The following is a 23,497-nucleotide window of genomic DNA, read 5'->3' as shown; positions in this document are numbered from 1 at the left end:
AGCGCAATTAAGCAAGTTGTGGAGCGACCCGCTTAACAGTCGCGAGTTAGTCTAACTGATGTTTAGTTGATAAAGTTTACTGTATACACCATATATAGTAAATTTTATTTTTTAATTTCCACATATTGTATTTAGGCGCTAACTGCACTACAATGGTGGGTGGAAATGGCGGTGTTAAAAATGGAAGCAACGAGTGTTGAAACTAAAAAGGTGCGGGCCGATTTTCCCGCGGAGGTCAGTAAACGTGATGGCGCAGTTTTGCCATTTCACAGCTATAAGTTAATGTACATACTGGAAAAATTAGGATTGGCAGCCGTGAGTGCTGAATTGTTGGCGGCTTTTAAATGGGAGGATCGTCAGCAAGTGACGACCGCGCAGATCGCCCAGCAATTCGTGACGGTTTTACAAAATGCCGGCTATGACAAAGAGGCGCGGCAATTTCAAGAGTACCGCAAACAAGACGAACAGCGCTGGCAAGAACAGACTGATCCGAGTTTGCGGTTGCAGCGCCTGCAGGGTAAGGACCCGACGTTAGTCAACGAAAATGCTAACAAGGATAGCGACGTTTTTAACACGCAACGTGACCTGACTGCGGGTGCCGTGGGGAAAACTCTGGGATTAAAGATGATGCCAGAACACATCGCTAAGGCTCATTTACGCGGCGACATTCACTATCACGACTTGGATTACACGCCGTGGAGTCCGATGACTAATTGTTGTCTGATCGATTTTAAAGAAATGCTGACCAATGGTTTTCAAATCGGTAACGCGGCGGTAGAAAGCCCGCATTCGATTCAAACTGCGACGGCTCAAATGGCCCAGATTATCGCAAACGTTGCTTCCAGCCAGTACGGTGGTTGTTCGGCAGACCGGGTCGACGAAGTGCTAGAGCCATTTGCACGCAAAAATTACGATAAGCATTTGGTTGAAGCGGCCGAACTGACGGAAAAAAAGGACAAACAGGAACGCTACGCGCAAAAACGAACTAAAAAAGATATTTACGATGCGATGCAGGCCTTAGAATACGAGATCAACACCCTGTTTTCTTCACAGGGACAAACGCCGTTTACGACACTCGGGTTTGGTCTAGGGACTTCATGGATCTGCCGCGAGATTCAAAAGGCAATTTTACAGATCCGGATTCAGGGCTTAGGCAAAGAAAAACGGACTGCGATTTTTCCTAAGCTGGTATTTACCCTGAAAAAGGGACTGAATTTAGCGCCGACAGACCCGAATTACGACATTAAAGAGCTGGCCGTCGAGTGTGCGACTAAACGGATGTACCCCGATATTTTGATGTACGACAAGATCAAAGAGATCACAGGCAGTTTTAAGGCGCCGATGGGTTGCCGCTCGTTTTTGCAGGGTTGGCGGGATGAAAATGGTCACGAAGTCAATGCGGGACGGATGAACTTAGGCGTCGTGACCGTCAACTTACCGCGGATCGCCTTGGAATCTCACGGCGACCAACAGCTTTTCTGGCAGATCTTTGCCGAAAAAATGCAACTCGCTAAGGACGCGTTGGAATTTAAGGTTCGAAGAGTGCTGGATGCAACGCCTAAAAATGCGCCGATTCTGTATCAGTACGGTGCGTTTGGCAAGCGCTTGGCTGAAGACGGCGACATCAACAGCTTATTTAAAAACGAGCGGGCGACAGTTTCGCTGGGATATATCGGTTTATACGAAGTCGGGACGGTCTTTTACGGGCCTAACTGGGAACACGACGAACAGGCGCACGAATTTACCCTGAGCATTGTGCGCGAAATGGCCACTAAGTGTCAGGAATGGTCGCAAGAAACGGGCTATCACTTCAGCGTCTATTCCACGCCCAGCGAGTCGTTGACCGACCGGTTCTGTCGTTTGGACACGCAAAAATTTGGTAAGATCAAAGACATCACTGCTAAAGAGTACTATACCAATAGTTTTCATTACGACGTGCGCAAACACCCGACGCCGTTTGAAAAGTTGTCGTTTGAAATGGACTACCCTAAATATGCCGCTGGCGGGTTTATCCATTACTGTGAGTACCCGAACTTGCGCCAAAATCCGAAGGCGCTGGAAGCAGTCTGGGATTGGGCCTATGATAAGGTGGGTTATTTGGGAACTAATACGCCAATCGACCACTGTTATCAGTGTGGTTTTCAGGGAGAATTTAAGGCGACGGCTCGTGGGTTTGAATGTCCGACTTGCGGCAATCACGACCCGCGAACCTGTGATTGCGTCAAGAGAACATGTGGTTATTTAGGTAACCCGTTGCGCCGGCCGATGGTCCACGGCAGACACGCGGAAATTGCGGCGCGGGTCAAGCACATGCAGCCCAGCGATGTTGCCGATGAATGATAAAATTAGGATCAACATCAAAGGAAAAGTAGATTTTGTGGCGCCGGAACGGTTACATCCCAAGGATACTAAGCCCAAAAAAGCACACAAACGCCGGCGGCAACCTAAAAATCCCGCACCAAAAGAATGGCTGGCGCGGGACTTATCGCAAAAATATATTGCTTCGTACAAACCGTTTAACTTCGTCGATGGTGAGGGAGTACGCTGTAGTTTGTACGTGAGCGGTTGTTTATTTGCCTGTCCGGGTTGTTACAATAAAGCCGCGCAGAATTTTACCTACGGGCAGCCTTACACGCAGGAATTAGAAGACCAGATCATTGCCGATCTCGGGCAAAGTTACTGTCAGGGACTGACTTTGTTGGGGGGAGAACCATTTTTAAACACCCCCGTGTGCTTGCAGTTGGTTCGGCGAGTACGCCGCGAGTTCGGGCACACTAAAGACATTTGGTCGTGGTCGGGCTACACGTGGGAGGAATTGCAACAAGAGTCGACCGACAAATTGGCACTGCTGCAAATGCTGGATATTTTAGTCGATGGTCGTTTTATTGAAGAACAAAAGGACTTGACACTTCAGTTTCGGGGCAGCGCTAATCAGCGGATCATCGACGTGCCACGATCGTTAGCCCAAAACCGCATCGTGTTATGGGAAAAGTTGTTGCATTAGCTTGGATGTAAGTGTGAATTAGTATTATCAACTGAGGAAAGGCCGGTTCGCCGGTCGCTAGTCGAGGTATTGCCGAAAACTAGTTGTAAGGGGACTGGAACAAAATGGAGTTTTGTTCCAGTCCCCATTTTTGTTTAATAGACTGATCGTGCTCCCAAAAGTAGCAGCTTGCGCCTAGCAAAGTTTTGGAAAATATGGCTGGGGAAAATCAGATGTACGAAATTAGGTACTCGGCAACGTTTCAGCGCTCACTGGAGGATACTATTTACTATTGGCAAACTAAGCTCAAATTGTCAGACAAGAAGATCAGTAAGTTTGTTTTTGATATTTATCAAAGCATGTTGTCATTAAAAAAATATCCATGCTTGGCTCCCGACGTAGCAGATCAGTATGGCTTTAATCAATCAACATATCGGGTGACTATCGGAAATAGCTATGCTTTTTTCTATCGGGTCGATCAAAAGTCTAAGGTCATTGAGATCAGTGCGTTATTTAGCACCGGTCGGATGAAAGTTGATTTTTAAAAAAGAAATTGGGGCAGACTACTGCTGGCACAGTTGAATCTTTTGCGACAGCTGCTGATTGGAAAGCCGATTTATTAAATTATGTACACGATAAAGCAGACTAAACAATTTAAAAAATCAGTCAGGTGTGCGTGAGCTGCATTTGGAAGCGGATTGGCTTCTTGCGTATCAAATTTTAGAACAAGATTTAATATTGTATTTAGTTGATACGGGTTTTCACGCGCAGATGTTCGGAATGTAATTATGAGATGCCAATGCAATTATTGTTTGTGCACGATCCGTAATAAATCCTTGTATTGACCACTCATCCATTCCCGGTAGTTTTTGTGGGCCGGTAAGGTTTCCGTAACTTTAAGGACGGGGACGTGGTGTTTGCGTGCTAGTTTCACTAAATTGGTGACAGTCTGGTCGCTGACTTGTTGATTGACGACTAAAAAGGCAACTTGGTGGTGCTTGATCCCCCTTTGCATCGCGCCGATCGTTTTAGGGGTGGGGTCGGTTTCTTGCTCGATAGCGCGCTCGAATTGTTTGTTTCCCACCGCAAAGCCAGCTGCGTTAAGTGCGTAATCGAAAACGGGTTCCGAGACGTAAACTTTCTTGTTTTTCATCTGGGCACTGGCTTTTTTGACTTGCGCGATTTGCTGCTCGATCGGTTTTAAAGAAGAGATGTATTTTTGCGCGTTATCCTTAAAATATTTTTTGTTTTGCGGCTGGAGCTTGCCTAATTTAGTGGCTAAGTCAGATGCCAATCGTGGCATCGTCGCCGGATCATACCACAGGTGGGGATTATCCCCGCTTTTTTTGTGCATTAAATCTTCACCGACTTCGATATCAGTGGCGTGTTGGTTGTTGTTTTTCACTAATTTGCTCATCCAGCTATCGTATCCTACGCCGTTAGCGATCGTAACCTGCGCGTCGGCTACGTTTTTAGCTACATTGGTAGTTGGATCGTAATCGTGCGGATCAGTGCTGGGATTGTTAATGATCGAAGTCACGGTCCCTTTGTTACCAACAACGGCTTTAGCCACTTCGCCGTAAAAATCCGTCGTGGCGGTAATTTTGATTTTTTTAGTGGTAGTGGTCGTTTTAGCCGTAGATGAACAACTAACAGTTGCGATACTAAAGACACTGATCAGTATAGTTAATAAAAAGGATGTACTTTTTTTAAGTGACATTAAGTCGGCCTCCTGTGGGTGAACGGACACGCAAAGCAAATTATTGATACTCTGATTTCCAGAATAACATGATTTAGTGAAAAAACAAAAGTAGCAACGCTGGGAGCTGTTTTTTGAGTGATGATAAAAAACAATATATTTTATTGTATAGGGTGTTACAAAGTAGTTTAATGTTAAAAAAGGGAGTATTAAAGTTTAGTTGTTGCAATTACTGATTCATAAGTTGTTGATGTAGTAGTATTTAAGGAGAAAAATATGGAAAATACTGTAAAAAGACTAGTGGATAAAAGTATTGAAGCTTTTATCGTGGGAATTGAAATTTACAATAAACCTACGATCAAATATCGAATTGAAGGGTTCAGTTTTTTTATATGTAATGCTTGGGAATTGATGTTGAAAGCTAGAATGCTTAATCAAGGAGATAGTATCTATTATAAAGATAGTCCTGATAGAACTCTAAGTCTTGTAGAAGTTGTAAGAAAAATATATCCTGATAAAAACACTAAGCTCAGGATAAACTTAGAAAAAATAATCGATTTAAGAAATATTAGTACTCACTTTATAACCGAAGATTATGAAGCTAAGTATGTTCCCTTATTCCAAGCTTGTGTGTTAAATTTTATCGAACAAATCATGAGGTTTCATAAGGTTGATATTACAGAATATATCCCACAAAATTTTTTAACTATAGCAGCAAGTTATGAACCACTAACCAACGAACAAATAAAATTAAAATATCCACCGGAAATTGCCGAAAAATTTATTAAACAGGCTAATGAAATTGATGTTTTGAGTAAAGAATATAACTCTGATAAATTTGCAATCAATATTAGACAAAATTTACGTATCACTAAGAAAAAAGACGAGGCCGATTTTTCGATAGCAATCGATAAAAATTCAAAGAACCATGCAGCTATCATCAAAGAATTAAAAGATCCATCTGATACTCATAAATATTCTTACAACAATGTTGTTACCGTTGTGAGCGAACGGCTGAAGAAAAAGAATATCACTATAGATTATGAAAAGGGATTTAACCGCTATGTTTTGAACCTAATAATTGAGTTTTATGATGTTAAGAACAATAGAAAATATTCTTATATGCATGTTATTGGTAATCAAAATAGTTATACGTATTCACAGGAGTTTATCGAATTTATAGTCAACGAAATAAAAAAAGATCCCTATAATTTTGTAAAAAGTCTCGAAAAATCCCAAAAAAATAGATAACCCCAGGCACATAGGAATGCTCAGTGCGTTAATGCACTTACCCCATTATGGGACCCAGCGTTTATCCTTCTCAAGTTATCTAATTACTATTATACTTAATACATTTTATATGTAAATGATTTTGCTAAACTATTTTTTATATAAATCTGTTAGAGTACATTTGAAATAGTTTGTACATTGATACGATCAATTTGACTTAATGGGCTGAGACAAAATTCGTCTCGGCTTTTTTGTCGTGAGTGGGAGCTGGTAGTTAGGCTTGGCGGTTTTGACGTTCGTTTCCGGAATTTTAGTAGTGCTGCAAAGAAAATATGACTTTTAACGACGCGCTCACTGCTTCCACACAAGACAAAGTCAACCTGTTGCTGGATAACAGGTTGACCGCGAGTTTGCGCCGTTTATTTTAAAAAATTAATAACCTGGAATCGTTTACTAATTGGCAATTTACGACTATGATAAAGGTGGTTAGTCATATAAGTTTTTTCTTATTAATGTAGTTGGCAGAGTTAATGGTGGGAGGTAATTCAATGCCATACGGAGAAAGAAAGTTACATTACAAAATGTACAAAGCCGGCAAGCGCTGGGTCTTTGCGGCCATGGCGACGGTGGCGTTTTTTGCTGGAGGCGTGATGCTGCAGACGACTAACGTACATGCAGATGAAACCACTGAACAGCAACAAACCGAACAAGTCGCACCGCCGCAAACTCGCGCAGCTCCGGCGCCGACGCAAACGGACACGACGCCAGAAACACCACAAGCAACTGACGCCCAAGCAACAACTACCACGCAGCCGGCTGCACCGGAGCAAACTCCGGCTGCGACGACCGCACAGTCTGCGGCAACACAACCAGAACAAACAGTGACACAGCCGGACCAAACGGTGGCACCAAACGAGCAACAACAGGTAGCACAGCCACAACAAGAGCTGCCGCAAGCAACACAGCCGCGGCTCAGCACGTTTGGTGCGGACAATTCATGGCTACTGCGCCAAAATCCGCAACAACCGCAGCAACAACAGATTTCGTTTAGGGATATTGCTGATGAGGCAGGGGTTAAGGATGTTGATAAAAATAACTTCTTGGATTTCTTTGAGTTAGATGGTTCGGCGACTTACGATCAAAATACTGGTATCATAACTTTCACGCCTGACGAACGAAATCAGGTTGGTAGTTTTACGCTGAAACATAAAATCAGTATGGGCGCAGATTTTAGTTTACATGGTTCCGTCAATCTGGGTAATAAAACTAGTTCGTGGGGCGGTGCTGATGGGATCGGCTTTGCCTTGCATACCGGTAATGCCGACGATGTCGGTGAGTTCGGCGGTAACCTCGGGATCGGTGGGTTGATGAACGCCGTCGGTTTCAAACTTGATACCTTTCATAATGATAGATCAGATCCCGATGAGACTAGCGATGACGCGACGACTCAATTTGGCTGGGAAGAAGATCCGACTTACGTTTCTGGCGGTTATCTATATAATTTAGATCCGTTTGGTGGTTTCTTGACTACCAGCTATCAGCAAGTTGCGGGTAAGGATAGTAAGGGTAACCCTGCTAGTTTTGATCGTTGGTGGGCTTCGTTAGATAAGGATTCTAGCGGACAAGTTGTCATGGGCCAAAATGGGGTACAAGGTATTAGTGGTAATAACCTCAATAATCAGATGCACGCATTTAATGTTGATTATGATGGAACTAGTCATATTTTAACGATTACATTTGATAATGATGGGACTTTAATGACTTGGACTAAAACGTTAAGTAACGATCAAGCTAAAAACCCGTATTCATTGATGATGGCGGCTTCGACGGGGTGGAACACCAATTTACAACAATTTAGAATTGATAGTTTTACTTATACGCAGGCACCGTCGATTAACGTTAAATATGTGGATCAAAATGGTAATGAACTAACTAAACAGGCTGTTCAATATGGTCAGAGTGGTGCCGTTGTGAATGGTACTTTTAGTACAACCCCTGCTGACATCCCAGGTTACCAATTGGTAGAACGACCTACTAGTGAAAGTGGTTTTTTAGGTACCCAGGATCAGACGTTAACTTACGTGTATGAACCTATTCCTGATTCTCATGATTTAATTTTGGCTACTGCTGCTAATCCTGGTACCCCTGGACAACAAATTCCGGGGGCTAATGCCGGAGTTGTATGGCCTGTAGGTACGGATAAAGCATCTTTGCAACGAACCATCACTCAGACTATTAGGTATGTTAATAAAGATAATCATAATGAGCAAGTTGCTGATCCGGTCGGGCAAACTATTACTTATAATTTAGTAGCAGTTGTTAACAAAAAGACAGGTCAAATTGTCGGCTATAGTTTAAATGGTGATGGACGTCCGGATGATGCTAATGGTGATGGCGCTGTTAATAAAGATGACAAAAATTCCGCTTGGGTGGCGCTTAATGATGAAAATACATTTGATGCAGTGGTTTCACCGGATTTACGTGCTGATAAATGGATCAATGCTAGTCAATATCAGGTAGCACAATCTCAAACTATTGCCGTAGATCCAACAGATGGTGTGCTTAAGTATAAAAATACTGATCAAAGTGGCAATGTAACGTATGATAATATTCCAGATGGAGACTTGAATATTATTATTACTTATCAAAAAGCCGGTAGTATCATTCCCGTTAACGCGCAAAGACCAGGAGATCCTGGAAATCCATTTCCTGGGGCACCAGCTGGGATTAACTGGCCAGCGGGGACTGATAAGGATAGTCTGACAAAGGTTGTTACCCGTACAATTGAGTATAGGAATAATCAAGGTGCAACATTTGGGAGATTAACGCAAGAAGTCACATATCATCGCACGGCATTAGTAGAATATGGTGATGGAAATCTGCCACGTATCATTGGTTATGACACTAATGGTGATGGAGTAGTTGATACCACTGATGGTGATCAAGCTTGGGTACCTGATGATGGACAAACCTGGGAAGCAGTTCCTTCCCCTGATCTATCTGGTAAGGGGTATACTGATCCTCACGTTACTGATGATGGTAATGGAAATAATACAGGAACTACTGATGTTAGTTCTGAGAATGTTTTATACAATTCTCCTAACAAGACGGTAGTAGTTGAGTATAATAGATTGAATATGAGCCAAACTGTACCGGTAATTGTTAATAGTTCAGGACAGGTTGTTACAGGAGACGGTAGTAGTACTTCCGTTAGTGAAGGAAGGGCTATTCCGGGGTCAACGACAAATGCTAACTGGCCATCTGGATTAACCAATCAGGATTTAACGAAGACTGTGACTCGGACTATTCATTATGTTAGTCGAGATAACTCATCATTAGGTTTATCGCCGGTTTCTGAAGATGTTACCTTTAATTTGGTAGCAATCGTTGATAAGGAAAGTGGCCAGATCATTGGTTATGATACTGATGGTGATGGCAAACCGGACGATACTAATGGCGATGGGATAGCTAGTGTAGGGGATAAAGACACTGCTTGGATCCCAGGTGCTAACGGTGAAAGTTTCAAAGAAGTTAATTCACCGACTGTACAACACTATGTGGTTGATTACATGCAGCGTGCGGTCCAACAGCAACTAGCAAAACCAGATGATGATCCTAACACAGATGTTTATGTTTATTATGATCCAATTGATACTAATAATGTAGTCTTTGTTACACCGGATATGAATGTAAGTGCAGGTGATTCAATAGGTTTGCCACATGATGCGAAATATCCAAATGGTGTCACTCAGAATGATTTGCGAAAGGCTGTAACCCGAACCATTCACTATGTTTATAATGATGGAGCTGAGCACCAACTCCAAAATGATAAAGTTCAAACAGTTACCTATGATTTAACTGCACTTGTTAATCAAAATACCGGTGCATTGATTGGCTATAGTATAGACGGTAGCGGACAGGTTGATACAACTGATTTAGCTGTTGCTTGGGAAATGATGAATAAGAGTCAGATTTATCAGGATAATAATGGAATGAACGCGACGGTAGTTTCACCTCCTGAATTAGAATATAATAATATCAAATATTATGATCCTGATATTACGGTAGTACCAATGACTATCGCTGATACAGATCAGCCGATAGAAATTACTGTAACGTATCAACTAAAACCGACGACAATTAATATTACAGGGCACACAAGTACGGATGTTGAAGTGGTTTCTGCTAGTGATAATATCACGCCGGGTTCTGGAATTGTAGGTAGTAATAGCCCATACCCTGATGAAGTAGATAAGGATAATTTAACCAGTACCGCTACCCGGAAGATCGTCTATCGTAACCGTGAGGGTAGTTGGATCGGTGAACCGGTCGAACAGAAGGTAGATTATAATATCGTGGCTTTGGTGAATAAAAATACGGGTGCTTTTATTGGTTATGGTTATGATGCAAATCACAATGGTACTATTGAAGATACAAATGATGAATTTTTTACTGTTACTAACGCTAACGCTCGGGACGCTGCTTTTACTAAAGCGGCTACAACTGATCCAAAATCTTTTACCGAGGTTGTTTCTCCTAACTGGCGTGATCGCGGCTATAATGCCCCTAATAGGCCACAGATAGACGAGTCTGTTGCTCATGTTGGTGATCAGATAACGGAGTATGTTACCTACTCACCTGACGATAATTCGGGGTTAGCACAGATCCCCGTACTTGCTGATAATCATTATACAGTTGGAGACCATATTCCAGGAGCTCCTGACGACGCGGTTTGGCCGGAAGAAATTAAGAATTTGCAGGAAACTTATCGTCGTGCTATTCGCTATTTAGACCATCAGGGTAATAAACTAGCTGATGAAAACAATCAGGAAGTCACTTATAATTTGGTAGCCATTGTTGATCGTAAGACAGGGCATTTCTTAGGTTATGATACCAACCGTGATGGAGTAGAGGATACTAAGGATCGAGATGCCGCACTTCAAGCTATTGATGGAGCTGATTATTTTGCTGAAGCCATTTCACCAACTACGCCAAGTAATTCAACTGTTCCTAATATAGCCGACTATACACCGGATCAGGCTAAGGTAGAAAAACAACTTGCCAACACGTTGACTAATGGTAATTTAGTGATTGTGCGTTATGCTAAGAATCCACAAACAGGACAAGAAGCAGTTACAGGATCAAATAATTTAACAACAAGTACGCCGATTCCTGGAGGCAGTGCTAATTATCCTGTAGAAGTGACAGGAGATAATTTACGAGTTACCTATACCCAAACTGTAAAGCACACGGATGAAGTGGGTAATTCAATAGGTGTTGCTGATACTCAGCAAAGTGTCGATTATGATTTGACTGGTATAGTTGATACAGCAACTGGTGAATTTTTAGGTTATGATACGAATGGTGATGGCGAAGCAGATACTCAGGATAAAGAAGCTGCTATTAAGGCTATGCACTTACAGTACTTCCAAGGTCAAGTATTAACACCTGTCAAAGTGGGAACTAACACCTATTTTCCTGATCCTCAGTTAGCAGCAATTGATACTTGCCCGGCTACAAAAGATGATGTGATCACTGTGAAGTATTATCAAGTAGCTATACCAAGTCCAATAACCGTTGATGGTCAACAACATGCTGTTATTGCGGCTACGGCTGGTGATAATTATCACACTAATGCGCCGATTGAATCATCAACAAATCCTACGAAACCGACATGGTCACGGCAAGCTACTCCGGATAATTTACAACAGACGGTTACGCGGACGATTTATTATCGTGATACAGATGGTAATTCAATTGCTACTCCGATGACTCAGGCTCATACGTACTATTTCATCGCATTGTTTGATAGTTTTAATGGAATGTTTTTAGGTTACGACTTGAATAATGATGGTGTAATTGATGATCAGGATGCTAAAACAAGAGATGAGGCTCTGAATAAAATTGAGGCCCAAGACTTCGCGGAAGTTCCAGCGCCAGATATACCAGGGTATGTACCTTCTAAATTTAGTAGTGTTAAGAAGAGTGCAGATCCTAATAAGGTGGCTGTATTCGATCAAATTTTGTACTTTAATCCAGCAAATTTAGTTTCTACGACTGGCGGGGCAACAGGTCTTATCCCGGGGTCAATTTATAACTATCCATTACAAGCAACCCCGAATAATTTAACAGTACCAGTTTGGCGTAGGGTTAATTATGTGGATGAAAGTGGTAATCGATTACTAAATACTACAACACAAACCGTAACTTATCAGTTAACAGGAGTTGTTGATAAAACAAATGGTACTTTTGTTGGTTATGATGTTGACGGAGATGGAATTCCTGATACGGATGACCGGATTACTGCATTGGCGGCACTCAATGGAATTCAAAATTTTGCTAGTGAATCGGTACCAGATATTCCAGGATATACTCCGGACCAGCTGCAAACACCAATGACACCAGCTATGTTGACTCAAGCTAACTCACCTGTGAACATCGTGTACACAAAGGATAATGTTGTAGCACCACCGGACAGTGACGGTAACGTGATCATTGTCGATGGTGACGACAATATCGTGCCGGGACAGCCGATCGATCCAAGCCAGCCAAACGGTCCGACATGGCCGCAAGGAACGGCGCAAAGTGATCTGCACAAACAGGCTAGCCGTACGATTCGTTTCCAAGACGGACAAGGCCATGATTTACGTGACCCAATCGTGCAAACGGTCGATTATCAGATTCGCGCGGTCATCGAACTAACGGATGGCACGTTGTTAGGCTACGATACCGACGGTGATGGCCAGATCGATGCGCAGTCACTGGAAGAAGCGTGGAACAAAGTCGATGGTACTAAGAGCTTCCCAGCAGTCGATGCACCAGATTTGGCGGCACTAGGTTACGTTGATCCTAGTCAAGCAAGCGTGGCCGCAGCTCCTGCCAAAGCCGGGGCTAACGAAATGGTGGTCATTAACTACCGCAACGCACAAGGTGCTCCGGGTCAAGGCAATAATGGCGTGGGGCCAGCAGATGGTACCTCAGACGCGGGTAATGGCGCCGGAATGTCTGGGCCAGCAGATGGTGCTTCAGGCGTAGGTAACGGCGCCGGGATGGCCGGGCCGAACGGTACTTTAGGCAATGGTCAGGCAGATCCGAATGCTGCTAACGCTAACAACAAATTGCCAGAAACGGGTGCTAACACGCAACAAGCTAAGAAGACGGCAGCTTTAGGCTGGACGTTAGTTGGATTAGCTTTGAGCCTGTTTGGACTCGGGATCAAGAAACGGCGTCAGGATTAAAAACACTGCTAATTAAATAGCGAGACGCAAAAAAGTCGCAACGAGAATTTTTCGTTGCGGCTTTTTTGTTTATTTTTTTAAATTAAAAATCTTGCGAATGGCGAAGTATAAAATCGGGGTGATGATGGCTGTTGAAAGTGAATTGACCACCGTTGCCGGGAGGCTCAAAAACGAAGCGACCAGCGCGGCCTTAAAGACTGTGCCCGCCATCAATGCTTCGACGATCGAAACGCAGTAGGTGGTGACGATTTTGGTGGCACCCGCGATAATAGCAATGATAATAATGGCTTTTTTACTATCTTGATAATGAAAAAGTTTAAAAACTCCCGTGATGACGCAAGCGACGACTACGACTTCGAGCATTGTTAGCCAAGACGTGGCCGCGTAGCCGTTGAGAATGTCAAAGCCTCCCAGGCCGATGATCCCGGCGATCATGCCGTTGCGTAGTCCTAAAAATAAAATGGCGACGGCAGTCAGGGTGTTGCCGAAATGGATGAAAGGCCGGCCGACCATGGCGGGGATCGGGATGCGCAAAAGTGAGATCCCAATATAGATGATAGCTGCAAACAGCCCGGTCAAAACTAGAGCACGTAACGAATTTTTTTCAGAACGCATTATTTCTCCTCCTTGTTGGTAATCGCGGCGATAAAAGCTGGTAGCGCGCCGGCGTAATTAACGCCTAAACGCGGATCACGGTCAGGGGCGCGTTGCTTGATCGCGGTAGCAACCAGAGTCATTGCCGCTTGCGTCGCCGTTTTTAACGAACACTGATGCAGCAATCCGGCTAGTAACGCGGCGGCAAAGAGATCGCCCGTGCCAAAGAAATTACCGGCTAACCGGGGACGACTGACACGCCAGATATTAGCTGCACCGTCGCTGGTTCCAACGACACTGACTTGATCTGCGCTCGTGATCCCGGTGATAACGATTTGTTGTAGGCTAAACCGCGTGGCTAATTGTTGGATGGCAGTGTGCGCGCCGGCAATTCCCTGTTTCAGTAGTGCGGGTTTATCTAACAATAAACTAGCTTCCGTTAAGTTAGGCGTGATCAGCGTGGCGGCTGGTAAAATTGCTCGCAGAGCCGCGACGTAATGACGGTTAAACCCGCGATAAAGCCGGCCATTGTCACCGAACACGGGGTCGAGTAAAAATAAGGTGCCGTTCGTGACGAATTGCGGCAGTAATTTTTGCCACTGGTTAAGGGCGTTAGTGCCTAAATAACCGAGATACAATGCCCGAAATTGTAGTTCTAACTGTTGCCAGTGGGACGCAATGTGCGGGAGTTGGTCGCTCAAATCCAAATTGGTATTAGCGCCAAAGCCTCCGGTGTGAGTCGATAGTAAGGCGGTGGGCAACACGCTGACGTCTAAGCCGCTGGCGCTGAGCAAAGGGAGCGCGGCCGTTAGCGAGACTTGCCCGGTGCAGGAAAGGTCCTGACTGAGTAAAACATCTAGTTTCACGTGAAACACCTTCTTTGTTAGTAAGTGTAAATTAAAAATAGCCGTGCTTTTAGTCCACGACTACTAACCGTTTTATCGCGCAGCTTGAAAATAGTATAACATGGTCTTTAATTTAACAGAGATAATTGCTTTTAAATTTTAAAAAATGTATTCTTAATACGATCATTGTAAATTAATCTAAGAAGGTTACCAAATGCAAAAAAAATATCAGTTATTAATTACTTTAGTAGGGACAGCGGCACTACTAGCGGGCTGTTCGTCCAACAACGCCAAGCCAACCGCGACCGCACCTAAAACGACTAAGCAAACAGCGGGCAGGAAAGCCCCAACTGCTCAGACGGGTATGAACAATGACAGTAGTTCATCGTTGAGCGGGACGCAAGCAGCCAACATTACCGCTGATGACGGTTTTAAAAAAGTGAATTTTCCCGCTAATATGCAGGGAACATGGTACGGTTATGATCCCGACACCCAAAGTATCAAGGCGATTTCTTTTAGCGGTAACCGGTGGAGCATGGACGGACAAGATAGGTTCGCTTATGACGGTCAAGTTCGTACTAGCGAGGACCGCGACGCGTTAAATAATGCCGGCCAGCTTAACGACCAGCAACAAAAACGGGCCGATAATTGGGTAGCCCAAAGTGAGATCAAAGCTCCAGCCGGCTTTTTCGGTCAAAAAGACCAGCGCACCCGAGTAATAGACCTTCGTGGCTGGTACCAAAGTGCGGGTGACGGCACGTATTTTTACGTACTCAACGAAGACGTCAACGGCACCCAAGTTCCAGTTTTGACGCAGGCGCAGGGAGCAGAAGTCTGGGCCCAAGCGCACTATTACCAAACAAAACAGCTGGCACAACAACAAAAAGATGCGCAGTACCCGACGGACAGAACACAAGAAAATACTAAGTAGCAAGTTCTAGGCTTTATACGCACCGCATTTATTTGAGCAGGCTTAATTCGTTGCCCGCGACGCTGTGGACTTTTTCAATTACGATCAGGGCTTTGGCATCGAGTTGTTCTATCAGGGGGAACAACTGTTTGGCTTGTTTGGCCGTGCAAATAATGTAGATCATCGGACGCTGTTGTCCGCTGTAATAGCCGTGCGTGTGGATCATCGTGATCCCTTGCTGTAATTTGTGCGACAGGGTGGCGGTCATTTCGTCAACGTTAGTCGTAATGATCTTGATGGAATATTTCAGGCCGAACAAATCATTATAGACGTTTAAAATAATGGCGGAGATCACCAGTTCGATCACGGTTAAAAACATATTTTCTAGGCCGATGATAAAACCGGAAGGGATGGCGACTAGCAGGTCACAGGCTAACATCGCTGACCCCGTTGGGATGCCTAAATATTTATTGGCGATCGAAGCGATGATCGTGCTCCCGGCGATCGTACCGTGTGCCTGGTAGATAATACCGACCGCGATGCCCATCAATGCACCGGCCACTAAAGCGGCGATGATCGTTTGGTGTGTGTGGTAATTGATCAGTGGCGGAATTTTGAGAAAAAGCGAGATCCACGCTACGCACCATAGTGAATATAAGATAGTTTGCCGGTCTAAAGTTTTGAGTCCGATCAGCAACAGGATGCCGTTTAAGACGAAATTGGTTAGTGCTGGTGCAATATGTAAAGTGTAAAAGCCAATCGCAGTCAAGCCGGTCACCCCGCCTTCGCCGATATGATGGGGGAGTAAAAAATCGGTGACGGCGATCGAGTAGATAAAAGCACCACCGATGATCAGTAGGCAATTGCGCAGTAAAGTTAGTTTAGTTGATTTCATGACCAATTCTCCTTTGGGTTGCAGTAAGCCTATTATAACCTAGAATATGAGTAAATTAATAAGAAGTTGGGACAAAAAGTGCTTAGCAGGCGAGCACTAGCCTAGTTTTAAAGTAAAACTCGAACTTTGGTTTTATTTTAAAACGTAGCTAGGCGCAAACTGCTGCTTTTTGGAGCACGATCAGTCTATGTACTTTACAGAAACTAAAAATGGGACCGGGACAAAAAATACTTTTGTCTTGGCCCCTTTTATATATGGTTTGTTTTTAGCTAGTCCTCGCCTGTTAAACGCGTTGCTCCACCGCTTGATTTAATTGCGCTGCGCAGACCAGCAGTCTAGGTCCTAAGGACACTAAACAACAAATCCAAGCGCAGGATTTGTCATTTAGTGCCACTTAGTCCACGACTACTAAGCGGTCTGCTTCGCCGCTTGTGGTATTAAATTTAGTATTACCGCCGTAAAGCTGCCGACCACCATGCCGTTTCCTAGGATCGTTTGGACTTGCTGGGGTAAAAATTGCAGCAATTGCGGCTGAGTAGTGACACCTAAGCCCACCCCTAATGAGACCGCGATGATCAACAGGTTGCGTGAATTGAGTTCTACGTTGGTTAAAATTTTGATTCCTTGCGCGGCTACCATACCGAACATTACTAACATGGCTCCCCCCAAAACGGAGGAAGGGATTAGAGTCGCTAAGGCGCCAAATTTAGGGATCAAGCCTAAAATAATCAGTAGAGTAGCTGAATAATACACGGGCCGTAATTTGGTGATACCCGACAGGGAAACGATCCCGACGTTTTGGGAAAAAGTTGAGTAGGGAAAAGTATTGAAGATCCCACCTAAGACAGCCGCTAAGCCTTCTGCCCGGTAACCGCGCTTGAGGTCGTCTTCGCTGAGACATTGTCCGGTCACGTCAGCCAACGCAAAATAAACGCCGGTCGACTCGATCATACACGTGACCGCGGCCAGCAGCATCGTGAGGATCGCCGACCATTCAAAATGGGGGACACCAAAGTAAAAAGGAAGTGGCACCTGAAACCAGTGTGCTTGACTGACGGGGGCAAAACCGACCTGGCCTAATAAAATAGCTGCCAAGGTGCCACACAGGATTCCAATCAGCACGGCGATCTGACGCAAAAATCCTCTGCCCCAGATGTTGACGGCGACGATCACCAGCGCGGTGCCGAATCCTAATGCTAAATTTAGCGGCGTGCCGTAATTTTTAGCGGTCGTGTCGCCGCCACCCAAATTTTGTAAGGCAACGGGAATTAAGGTCAGTCCGATCAAGGTGATCAACGAGCCGGTCACGACGGGAGGAAAGAAGCGCCGTAGTTTGGCGAATAATCCCGCGATTAAAAAGATGAAGACCCCGGCCGCTAAGATCCCGCCGTACATATAGACCCAGCCGTAGTTTTTGCCGATCATTTGGAGTGGAGCCACGTATTCGACGGCACAACCTAGGACAACGGGAAGCCCGATGCCAGTCCACGGTGTTTTCTTTAACTGGAGCCAAGTCGCGACCCCGCACATCAAGATGTCGGTTGCGACCAGGTACGTCATCTGTGCGCTATTAAAGCGTAACGCGCCGCCGATCAGCAACGGCACGAGGATGTCACCGGAATACATCGCTAGTAAATGCTGTAACCCTAATAATAAATTTTTCAGGACAGAATGCTGGACATTATTCATGACTTTCCTCCTTATAATTCGTATTTACATCTTATTGATGATTAATTTAACACTTTAACTTTCTTTAATCAATTAAATTACGAACTAAATGGTGAAGATTAATTTGAATGGCCGGAAATTTTAGTAAAAATAAGTACCACTACTAGTGACATTGACGAATATTAGGGTGAAATTTATACTGGGGTTAATAATAAGTAGGAGGAAGACAATGGAACGTAAACGCAAGCTGGAAATTTTGGCCCAATTGATCGCGATCCGCTCAGTCAACGGCAATGAAAGCCAAGTCGCGGACTACATAACTTCACTATTTGCACCGTACGGTAAAAAGGTAGCTATCAAACGCGTTACCTACGCGCCGGGCAGGGATAATCTGGTAGTTACTATCGGTGCGGGAGAAAAAATGCTGGGATTGTCGGGGCACGAAGACGTGGTCGCCGCTGATGACGTCAAAGATTGGCACGGCGATCCGTTTCAGGCACGAATCCAAGATGGCAAATTATACGGCCGGGGTGCAACGGACATGAAGGGCGGCTTAGCGGCGCTGCTGATCACGATGTTGGAATTTTTGGAAAAAGAGGATGTCCCTGGCAAGATCCGTCTGTTGGCGACGGTCGGCGAAGAAACTGGTGAGTACGGCGCCGCGCAGCTGACTAAGGCGGGGTATGCCGATGATTTAGCGGGGTTGGTGATCGCCGAGCCGGGAAATGAAATGAATGAGGTCGGCGTTTCTTCCAAGGGCGTGATCGACTACACCGTAACCGCACAGGGTAAGGCGGTGCACAGCTCGACGCCGGAACAAGGAATCAATGCACTCGATCATCTGGTTGATTTTGCCGTGCAGGTCAAACAAGTAATGCAAAAATTCGACCAAGTCGATCCCGTTTTGGGCAAATTGACTCACGTTCAAAGTGTGTTTCACGCCGGTGAGCAGGTCAATAGTGTGCCAGCTAGGGCTTTTATCAGGGGAAATATCCGCACGATCCCGGCCTATCCCAACAAAGTGGTCTTTGCGGCGCTAGACGATTTGGTAGCGCGTTTGAACCGGCAGCCGGACTATGATTTAAGCATTGAATATAGTTTTCCGGAAGAAGCGGTGGCTGGAGACGCACAGGCGCCGTTGGTCAAATTGGCCCAAGAAGTGCACGAGAAAATGTACGGTACGCCGCTAAAAGCGGTCGGGAAAACTGGTGCTAGTGACGGCTCGGAATTTTTGCACGCCAAGGGAGACTTCGCGATCATTCAGGTCGGCCCGGGAAATGAAACGGAACACCAAAGTGACGAAAATATCGACATCGAAGTCTTCTTACAGGCGGTAGTTTTTTACAAGGAACTGATCACCGCGTTTTTTGCGCAGAAGTAGTTTTTTGGTTGCGCTCGATAAAGATGGAACTCAAATAGGGACTGAGACAAAACTCTGTTTTGTTCCAGCCCCATTTTTTAGTGTTTCTATTAGTCGCGCTCCGAAAAGCCAGCACTCTGCGGCTAGCTACGTCGCTGTTAAATTGCTAAGACCGCAATTTGACACCGTCTAGGCTAGTCCTTTTACATTTTAGTTATGTCCATTCACAGTTTGTGGCGGACGTGCAGCATTGTTAGCAGTAATGCGATGATGATCGCGATCAAAAAGACGATCCCTAGCCACGCCCACGAGAGGTGAGAACCAGGCAAACTGACGTTCATACCGTAAAAACCAGTCAGTACGCTGGGCACGCTCAAAGAAAGTGACCAGACAGTTAAGATTTTCATCGTGTTGTTTAAGTTGTTATTGGCTAGGGTGTTAAAAGTGTCTGAGATCCGGTCCACGATTTTAGATTCGGTTTCGATGATTCGCTGGGCCTGTTCCGCTTCGATCACGACGTCTTCTAGCATCCCAGTTTTGGCGTCGCGGTTGGTCAGATCATTGATAAAAAAGTTGGTGCGCGGCAAGCGATTTAACATGTTCAAATTGAGCTCGATCGCACTAGAAAAATACGACAGAGTTTGCTGCAAGTATGAGATCGCCACCAGATCGTTATTTTTGATCTTGGCACTTAGTTTTTCGTCCAGTAAATTACGCTGCCGGGTAATGTTGTGCAGGATCGGCAAGTAACGGTCCATGAGAGAAAACATCGACCGAAAAACCAACGTTCCCGTTGTGAGTGGGTCGTACTTGAGCAAGTTGGCCTCGATGATCCGCTCGAAGTACGGTTCTTCTCCTTGATTAAAGGTGAAGATGTGGCCTCGGTTGATCAAAAAACTAACGGGCCGGGTGATGTAGCGCAATTTTTCTTGGTTTAAGACGTGTGGGATCTGGATGATAAATAAGTGTTGTTCGTTGTCGGCGTCATAGACGTAATTGGGACTTTCATCTTGGTCGGTAATGTAGTCGATCGTGTCTTGTTGTAAGCCGTATTTTTCTTTTAGCTGGAGGATCTCTTCACCCGTGAGTGCGCTAGTCTGGACGAGAGTAACTCCTAGCGAAATATGTTTTTCTTCGATCATAGTTTCACCTTCAGTACAATTATAAGTATAAAGCACAATTTTGAGACCGGAAAGTGGCGCTGGTTAGCGAGGCAAACAGCACGTCAGTTAGTGAATTAGAGTTGGTACTCTATGTAATAGCGGTCAGGTGAAATAGTTCACGCTACCGCTATGATTTCACTTAGCGTAAATCATTTATCGGTACGTTATTCATGATCAGCCCGCGGTGAGCTCCGCTTAAAATCAGCGTGCCATTATCCGCCAGTTTGAGTTTCAATTGTTCATCGAGATATTCGGCAGAGTAATCTTTGATCCAAAAAGACCCCGCAGATGTTGGTAACTCGGTGTTAAAGTCATGGTGATCGCTTTGTTGGTTGATGATAGTTAGGTTGAAGTTGATGTCTAAGGTACAACTAGCCTCATCGTTAGCGTATGTGCCGACGCCGTCATTAAAATTTAACAGGATCATGGCGTTGTGATCGTCGATATAAGGTTGCAATTTAGCTTGTGCTGATGATTCAATTTGTAAAAACATGTTAGTTTCCCCCTACTTTTAATATTATTAGCAAATGAACCACTTAAATTGTAACACTTTAACGGCTTGCCTCGCAGCTTGAAGCTGGCAGACTAGGCTAGTCCTCGCCTGCTAGGCGCCAGCTTTCGCAGCTTGATTTAATTGCGCTCCAGCTGGCAGCAGGTTGTGTCTAGCTACGGACAACAACAAGTCCTAACCCGACTTATTGCTGTCCTAGGCTAGTCCTCACCTGCTAAGCACCAGCTTTCGCAGCTTGATAAAAACAAAAGGAACTAAGACAAGATGTCTCAGTTCCTTTTATGTAGAAAATGTATGGCGCTTGGGATATAGAGCGAGTACTATCTCCCAAGGCGAATAGCGAACTATTAATAGCCCTCAGGGGTGTATACTAGCACAAAATTTAACATTTGTTAAGTAATAAGAATGAAAAAAGGTTCAAAAAATGAAATTTATTACTAGTCTTTTAAAGGGTGTCCGTTGAAATGGACAGCTAATTAAATGTAGTAAGCAGATATAATATTAAACTAGTAATTGAAGAAAGGATGAATTGAGCATGGAGAGCACAGTAAGTGATTTAGAAATAATTAATTTTTTGAATAATCAAGATACTTATGTTAGTGCTGTCCAAATAGCCAAAGAATTTAGTGTTTCTACTAAGACGATATATCGGCGCATCAACAAGATCAATCATAAGCAACAAGAAAAATTAATTAAGGCGGAAAAAGGCAAGGGCTATAGAATTATTGCTAATAATTTAGGTGAGCTGCGACCAAATCGTACTGATTTATGGGATGCTGATCCCCAAATTAGAAGGAAAAATGTGTTACTGAAATTATTGTTTAATTCTCCGCAGTTATTAAGTATCAGTTTTTTATTTGAGGGTGAATATATTAGCGATTCAACCGTCAATGCTGATTTAGCTAAGATCAAATTGATCCTAAAAGATTTTAACTTAAATTTGGTGCAAAAAAACAAGCGAGTGGCTGTTGTGGGTAAAGAAGATAATATCCGTGAAACAATCAATAATTTTTTACGCTACGACAAGGGAAATTCGGCGACCGTTCCAATAGCAGGAATTACCAGAATAGACGCCAAGTTTATTCAAGAACAAATCAACATGATTCAAAATTTGAGTCAAGCAGAAATTCCTTATCCTTATAATATTAACATTTATTCTCATATCTATATCTTGATTCAAAGAGTAAGGAAAAAATCAACTCGTTCAAGTGACGTTTACAGTGACTCAGTTGCAGTTTCGGCATTAGAAATTAAGCGGCATCCCGATCTTTACCGCATTTCTAAAATGGTGATTGAAAATATTAGTAAGTATATCGTACGACCAATGCCTGATTTTGAGGTTGATTATCTTTTTAGGTACCTCCTCTCGTCAAGAATGATTGGGCAAGACGAAAAAGCAGAGCAAGGGCACCTTTATTCTTCGCTGGTTAAAAATTATACGAAAACGTTGATTACCAAAGTTAAAAAGCAAATTAGTGTAGATATTAATGAAAACGCTTTAAACGATGACTTGATCAGACATATTGGTCCGATGATCAACCGAATTGAAAATAATATTTCCGTGGAAAATGATTTATTAACGCAGATCAAATATGAATATCGTGAATTATACGATTTGATCAAAGCAAAATGTCGGGAAACATCGGATGAATTACAAGTCCATACGATTTCAGATAACGAGGTTGGTTTTATCACGCTATACTTCGCTAAAAATATTGAGATGCTCAAGCACGAATATCACGTATGGCTGGTTTGTGCGAGCGGGGTTGGTACTTCAGAGTTATTGAAAGTTAAAATCCAGCATGAATTTCACAATGTGATCGTTGATAAAGTAATGTCATCATTTGATGAGAAATTATATCAAAAAAAGACACAAGTTGATTTGATAATAACTACCGTAAAATTAACACAAAAAGTGACTACTAAAAGTATCGTTATTAGCGCGTTGTTGAACGAAAAAGATAAAAAGAAAATTAGGAGTGCTTTGTATGGTTAAGGTAAGTGAAGGCTACGCTTTTTCAACGAGTGATGCTGATATTCTGACGATTGCTGTAGGGTACATTCAGCAAATTTATCCTGATTTTTCGCGTGCATACATTGTAGGAGCAATCAATAAAAGAGAGCAGATGGGAAATACCTATGTTGGGAATAGCACCATTATTTTACATGTGATTAGTACCAAGATCGTTGATGAATTTGCTTTATATCTATTTTTAGCAGAAAAAAAAGAATGGCTTTCTCAGTATGAGCAGCAATGTTATGCGGTGGATAAAATCATCGTTTTGTGTGTTGATCCGCAGCAAAGCACCCATGAATTTGCCCATTTTAAAAATATGTTGAAATCAAGAAGAGGTGATCTTCCGATAGCAAAGGCAAATTGGATCTATCAGTTATGAAGGGG

The 23,497-nt window shown here is 43.8% G+C and carries 17 protein-coding genes; 10 read left to right on the top strand and 7 right to left on the bottom strand.

Annotation, left to right across the window (positions count from 1 at the left end; all coding sequences use genetic code 11):
• The first annotated feature begins 165 nt into the window (after positions 1–165).
• The 4 genes from nrdD to ACSYSK_RS09310 all read left to right on the top strand — a co-directional run bounded on the left by nrdD (position 166) and on the right by ACSYSK_RS09310 (position 3,769).
• On the top strand, positions 166–2,340 hold the full coding sequence (nrdD, locus tag ACSYSK_RS09325) for an anaerobic ribonucleoside-triphosphate reductase (RefSeq protein ID WP_491714865.1): 2,175 nt from the start codon (positions 166–168) through the stop codon (positions 2,338–2,340).
• Positions 2,333–3,004 (top strand): anaerobic ribonucleoside-triphosphate reductase activating protein, encoded by a 672-nt coding sequence (gene nrdG, locus ACSYSK_RS09320; protein ID WP_491714864.1) that lies wholly within the window; start codon positions 2,333–2,335, stop codon positions 3,002–3,004. The genes nrdD and nrdG overlap by 8 nt, the downstream gene beginning before the upstream one ends.
• A gap of 212 nt (positions 3,005–3,216) precedes the next feature.
• Positions 3,217–3,528, top strand: a complete 312-nt coding sequence (locus ACSYSK_RS09315; RefSeq protein ID WP_491714863.1) for a type II toxin-antitoxin system RelE/ParE family toxin — start codon at positions 3,217–3,219, stop codon at positions 3,526–3,528.
• A 127-nt stretch (positions 3,529–3,655) separates the two neighbouring features.
• A complete protein-coding gene (locus tag ACSYSK_RS09310; RefSeq protein ID WP_491714862.1) occupies positions 3,656–3,769 on the top strand; it encodes a type II toxin-antitoxin system mRNA interferase toxin, RelE/StbE family in 114 nt (37 codons plus the stop codon).
• A gap of 19 nt (positions 3,770–3,788) precedes the next feature.
• On the opposite strand, the gene ACSYSK_RS09305 is transcribed toward ACSYSK_RS09310, so the two are convergent.
• Complete coding sequence (locus ACSYSK_RS09305; protein ID WP_491714861.1) at positions 3,789–4,703, bottom strand: metal ABC transporter solute-binding protein, Zn/Mn family; 915 nt, start codon at positions 4,701–4,703, stop codon at positions 3,789–3,791.
• A 255-nt stretch (positions 4,704–4,958) separates the two neighbouring features.
• On the opposite strand from ACSYSK_RS09305, the gene ACSYSK_RS09300 reads away from it, so the two are divergent.
• Entirely contained in the window at positions 4,959–5,933 is a 975-nt protein-coding gene (locus ACSYSK_RS09300; protein ID WP_491714860.1) for a DUF3644 domain-containing protein, read from the top strand.
• 527 nt (positions 5,934–6,460) lie between these two features.
• Positions 6,461–13,150 carry a mucin-binding protein gene (locus ACSYSK_RS09295; RefSeq protein WP_491714859.1) on the top strand — a complete coding sequence of 2,230 codons (6,690 nt, stop codon included), beginning with the start codon at positions 6,461–6,463 and terminating at the stop codon, positions 13,148–13,150.
• A 69-nt stretch (positions 13,151–13,219) separates the two neighbouring features.
• Here the strand turns inward: ACSYSK_RS09295 and ACSYSK_RS09290 are convergent, their stop codons facing one another.
• Together ACSYSK_RS09290 and ACSYSK_RS09285 are read right to left on the bottom strand one after the other, a co-directional pair.
• Positions 13,220–13,765 (bottom strand): ECF transporter S component, encoded by a 546-nt coding sequence (locus ACSYSK_RS09290; protein ID WP_491714858.1) that lies wholly within the window; start codon positions 13,763–13,765, stop codon positions 13,220–13,222.
• The gene (locus tag ACSYSK_RS09285) at positions 13,765–14,610 is read right to left on the bottom strand and encodes a PfkB family carbohydrate kinase (protein ID WP_491714857.1); all 846 of its coding nucleotides are present in this window, start codon (positions 14,608–14,610) and stop codon (positions 13,765–13,767) included. The genes ACSYSK_RS09290 and ACSYSK_RS09285 overlap by 1 nt, the downstream gene beginning before the upstream one ends.
• A 193-nt stretch (positions 14,611–14,803) precedes the next feature.
• Here ACSYSK_RS09285 and ACSYSK_RS09280 point away from each other — a divergent pair, with 193 nt between their 5' ends.
• Complete coding sequence (locus ACSYSK_RS09280; RefSeq protein WP_491714856.1) at positions 14,804–15,520, top strand: hypothetical protein; 717 nt, start codon at positions 14,804–14,806, stop codon at positions 15,518–15,520.
• 28 nt (positions 15,521–15,548) lie between these two features.
• Here the strand turns inward: ACSYSK_RS09280 and ACSYSK_RS09275 are convergent, their stop codons facing one another.
• On the bottom strand, positions 15,549–16,394 hold the full coding sequence (locus tag ACSYSK_RS09275) for a YitT family protein (protein ID WP_491714855.1): 846 nt from the start codon (positions 16,392–16,394) through the stop codon (positions 15,549–15,551).
• A 408-nt stretch (positions 16,395–16,802) separates the two neighbouring features.
• The gene (locus ACSYSK_RS09270) at positions 16,803–18,083 is read right to left on the bottom strand and encodes a nucleobase:cation symporter-2 family protein (protein ID WP_491714854.1); all 1,281 of its coding nucleotides are present in this window, start codon (positions 18,081–18,083) and stop codon (positions 16,803–16,805) included.
• Between the two features lie 208 nt (positions 18,084–18,291).
• Here ACSYSK_RS09270 and ACSYSK_RS09265 point away from each other — a divergent pair, with 208 nt between their 5' ends.
• Positions 18,292–19,443: an ArgE/DapE family deacylase gene (locus ACSYSK_RS09265; RefSeq protein ID WP_491714853.1), complete on the top strand. Its 1,152-nt coding sequence runs from the start codon at positions 18,292–18,294 to the stop codon at positions 19,441–19,443.
• Positions 19,444–19,646: 203 nt separating this feature from the next.
• Here the strand turns inward: ACSYSK_RS09265 and ACSYSK_RS09260 are convergent, their stop codons facing one another.
• Both ACSYSK_RS09260 and ACSYSK_RS09255 read right to left on the bottom strand, forming a co-directional pair.
• Positions 19,647–20,564 (bottom strand): magnesium transporter CorA family protein, encoded by a 918-nt coding sequence (locus ACSYSK_RS09260; protein WP_491714852.1) that lies wholly within the window; start codon positions 20,562–20,564, stop codon positions 19,647–19,649.
• A 160-nt stretch (positions 20,565–20,724) separates the two neighbouring features.
• Positions 20,725–21,078 carry an iron-sulfur cluster biosynthesis family protein gene (locus ACSYSK_RS09255; RefSeq protein WP_491714851.1) on the bottom strand — a complete coding sequence of 118 codons (354 nt, stop codon included), beginning with the start codon at positions 21,076–21,078 and terminating at the stop codon, positions 20,725–20,727.
• A gap of 553 nt (positions 21,079–21,631) precedes the next feature.
• On the opposite strand from ACSYSK_RS09255, the gene ACSYSK_RS09250 reads away from it, so the two are divergent.
• Both ACSYSK_RS09250 and ACSYSK_RS09245 read left to right on the top strand, forming a co-directional pair.
• Positions 21,632–23,092, top strand: coding sequence for a BglG family transcription antiterminator (locus tag ACSYSK_RS09250; protein WP_491714850.1), 1,461 nt, complete (start codon positions 21,632–21,634; stop codon positions 23,090–23,092).
• A complete protein-coding gene (locus tag ACSYSK_RS09245) occupies positions 23,085–23,492 on the top strand; it encodes a hypothetical protein (protein ID WP_491714849.1) in 408 nt (135 codons plus the stop codon). The genes ACSYSK_RS09250 and ACSYSK_RS09245 overlap by 8 nt, the downstream gene beginning before the upstream one ends.
• Positions 23,493–23,497: the final 5 nt, after the last annotated feature.

It is taken from the genome of Ligilactobacillus sp. ESL1201 (assembly GCF_058503265.1).
This window is presented reverse-complemented; position numbering and strand designations above follow the sequence as displayed.

Coding starts and splice junctions, on each gene's coding strand:
- nrdD (WP_491714865.1), top strand. CDS start 166: ATGGCGGTGTTAAAAATGGAAGCAACGAGTGTTGAAACTAAAAAGGTG.
- nrdG (WP_491714864.1), top strand. CDS start 2,333: ATGAATGATAAAATTAGGATCAACATCAAAGGAAAAGTAGATTTTGTG.
- ACSYSK_RS09315 (WP_491714863.1), top strand. CDS start 3,217: ATGTACGAAATTAGGTACTCGGCAACGTTTCAGCGCTCACTGGAGGAT.
- ACSYSK_RS09305 (WP_491714861.1), bottom strand. CDS start 4,703: ATGTCACTTAAAAAAAGTACATCCTTTTTATTAACTATACTGATCAGT.
- ACSYSK_RS09300 (WP_491714860.1), top strand. CDS start 4,959: ATGGAAAATACTGTAAAAAGACTAGTGGATAAAAGTATTGAAGCTTTT.
- ACSYSK_RS09295 (WP_491714859.1), top strand. CDS start 6,461: ATGCCATACGGAGAAAGAAAGTTACATTACAAAATGTACAAAGCCGGC.
- ACSYSK_RS09290 (WP_491714858.1), bottom strand. CDS start 13,765: ATGCGTTCTGAAAAAAATTCGTTACGTGCTCTAGTTTTGACCGGGCTG.
- ACSYSK_RS09280 (WP_491714856.1), top strand. CDS start 14,804: ATGCAAAAAAAATATCAGTTATTAATTACTTTAGTAGGGACAGCGGCA.
- ACSYSK_RS09275 (WP_491714855.1), bottom strand. CDS start 16,394: ATGAAATCAACTAAACTAACTTTACTGCGCAATTGCCTACTGATCATC.
- ACSYSK_RS09270 (WP_491714854.1), bottom strand. CDS start 18,083: ATGAATAATGTCCAGCATTCTGTCCTGAAAAATTTATTATTAGGGTTA.
- ACSYSK_RS09265 (WP_491714853.1), top strand. CDS start 18,292: ATGGAACGTAAACGCAAGCTGGAAATTTTGGCCCAATTGATCGCGATC.
- ACSYSK_RS09260 (WP_491714852.1), bottom strand. CDS start 20,564: ATGATCGAAGAAAAACATATTTCGCTAGGAGTTACTCTCGTCCAGACT.
- ACSYSK_RS09255 (WP_491714851.1), bottom strand. CDS start 21,078: ATGTTTTTACAAATTGAATCATCAGCACAAGCTAAATTGCAACCTTAT.
- ACSYSK_RS09250 (WP_491714850.1), top strand. CDS start 21,632: ATGGAGAGCACAGTAAGTGATTTAGAAATAATTAATTTTTTGAATAAT.
- ACSYSK_RS09245 (WP_491714849.1), top strand. CDS start 23,085: ATGGTTAAGGTAAGTGAAGGCTACGCTTTTTCAACGAGTGATGCTGAT.